Here is a 2591-nt window from a genome sequence, read left to right as displayed (position 1 = left end):
GACCCAAGAAACCCTGCTACAATTGCAGATAATGTTGGTGATAACGTAGGCGATGTTGCTGGTATGGGTGCAGATTTATTTGGGTCATATGTTGCTACCGTTTTAGCGGCTATGGTATTAGGTAATTATGTGATAAATGACATGGGTGGAAATATTAGTGATGCATTTGGTGGTATTGGTCCAATTTTATTACCAATGGCAATTGCAGGTGCAGGTATCATTATTTCTATTATTGGTACAATGCTGGTAAAAATAAGTAATAATGACGCTAAAGAAGCACAAGTAATGGGGGCTTTAAATAAAGGAAACTGGACGTCTATTTTATTAGTAGGTCTTTCTTGTTTTGGTTTAGTAACTTGGATGTTACCTGAAACCATGAAAATGGAGTTTTTTGGCGAAGGTTTGCAAGAGATTTCCTCTATGAGAGTTTTTTATGCAACTTTAGTTGGCTTGGTAGTAGGTGCTGTAATATCTTCTGTTACTGAATATTATACAGGCTTAGGAAAATCTCCAATCTTAAAAATAGTACAACAATCATCAACAGGAGCTGGTACAAATATTATTGCTGGTTTAGCAACTGGTATGATTTCTACTTTTCCATCAGTATTATTATTTGCTGGTGCAATTTGGGCTTCTTACGCTTTCGCAGGTTTTTACGGAGTTGCACTAGCTGCCTCTGCAATGATGGCAACCACTGCTATGCAATTAGCAATTGATGCATTTGGACCTATTTCTGACAATGCAGGTGGTATTGCAGAAATGAGCGAACAAGAACCAATTGTAAGAGAACGTACAGATATTTTAGACTCTGTGGGTAATACAACAGCTGCAACTGGAAAAGGTTTTGCAATTGCTTCTGCTGCATTAACATCACTAGCACTTTTTGCTGCGTATGTAACTTTTACAGGTATAGACGGAATTAACATTTTTAAAGCACCGGTTTTAGCAATGTTATTTGTTGGTGGTATGGTGCCTGTTGTATTTTCTGCTTTAGCTATGAATGCTGTTGGTAAAGCTGCCATGGAAATGGTACAAGAAGTAAGAAGACAATTTAAAGCAATTCCTGGTATTATGGAAGGAACAGGAAAACCAGAATACGATAAATGTGTGGCAATTTCTACACAAGCATCTTTAAAAGAAATGATGTTACCTGGTCTATTAACTATAGGTTTTCCACTAATTATTGCATTTGCACCTTTAGCTTTTGGTATGGATAGATTAGCCATTGCAGAAATGCTAGGTGGTTATATGGCTGGTGTTACTGTTTCTGGTGTGCTTTGGGCAATCTTTCAAAATAACGCTGGTGGTGCTTGGGATAATGCAAAAAAATCTTTTGAAGCTGGAGTAGAAATTAATGGAGAAATGACTTACAAAGGTTCTGAAGCGCATAAAGCTGCTGTAACTGGTGATACTGTTGGAGATCCTTTTAAAGATACTTCTGGACCATCTATGAACATCTTAATTAAATTAACGTGTTTAATTGGTTTGGTAATTGCGCCAATTTTAGGTGGTCATACAGATGAAGCGCCTCATGGAAATGAAATTAAAAAAGAAGTTAAAGTTAATTTACAACAAACTTCTAACAAGTTAGCAATTGCTACAATTACTACAACAAAAACCGTAAACGGAAAAACAACTACAAAGGTTGAAGAGTTTAAAGGTAGCATTGCAGAGATTGAAGCAAAAGCAAAAGAAGCTGGTAACATTGTTTCTGTGAATGTAAATAAAGATAAAAAAACAGAAAATGTTACTGTTATTGTTACAGATAAAAAGTAAATCCGATTTTCTTACAATATAAAAAAGCTGCATTTTTGCAGCTTTTTTTGTATCTTGAAATTAAAAATTTAAATGCTTTTTTTCAAGAAAGATCCTTTACAAATTATTGTTTTTTTAAGTTACGGTACAGCAAATCATTTTTATGCCAGAGGAAGGGCTTTACAAGATGAAAACATCAACCTAGATAAAAAAAATATTTTTAGTTTATTAATTAATTCTTGGAAACGTTTTGAGAGTGATGAAGTAAAAAACACGTCACTTACTCTAACACTTCCCAATAATACTAAAATTGAAACTAAAACAGATAAAGATGGCTATTTTTTCATAGAAGAAAAAATACATAACTTAAATAAACTCACCAATACTGCAGGATGGTTAGATTTTTCTATTTCTTACACTCAAACTAATATTGGCAGAAAAATAAATGATAAAAATATCTTTAAAGGAAAATTACTAATCCCTTCTAACGAAGCCGAATTTGGTGTAATTAGTGATATTGATGACACCATTCTTCATACGGGAGTTGTATCTAAATTAAAATGGAAATTAATTATAAATACTTTTTTCAAATCGCCCAGTAAAAGAAAAGCGCTAGAAGGTGCATCTCTTTTTTATCGATTATTACATGCTGGAATTTCTAAAAAAAATAAAAATCCATTTTTTTATGTAAGCCACAGTCCATGGAACCTGTACTTGTATTTAAAAAAATTTATAGAGGAAAATAATTTTCCGAAAGGAGCTATTTTATTAAGAAGTTTTAGAACCATATTAAAAAGAAAACAAGTAAACGAAAAAACTCAGAAACAAAAAGAGAT

General features: G+C 33.1%; 2 protein-coding genes. Both read left to right on the top strand.

The window, feature by feature from the left end:
- Nucleotides 1-1776 (top strand): sodium-translocating pyrophosphatase (locus ACTG3S_RS05505; RefSeq protein WP_439128366.1); only part of this gene is annotated, 1776 nt, incomplete at its 5' end.
- A gap of 72 nt (nucleotides 1777-1848) precedes the next feature.
- The coding region (locus ACTG3S_RS05500; RefSeq protein WP_439128365.1) for a phosphatase domain-containing protein at nucleotides 1849-2591 on the top strand (743 nt) is incomplete at its 3' end.

Source organism: Polaribacter sp. (assembly GCF_965656025.1).
GTDB lineage: Bacteria > Bacteroidota > Bacteroidia > Flavobacteriales > Flavobacteriaceae > Polaribacter.
Note: the sequence above shows the minus strand (reverse complement) of the source record. Positions and strands in the feature narration are given on the sequence as shown.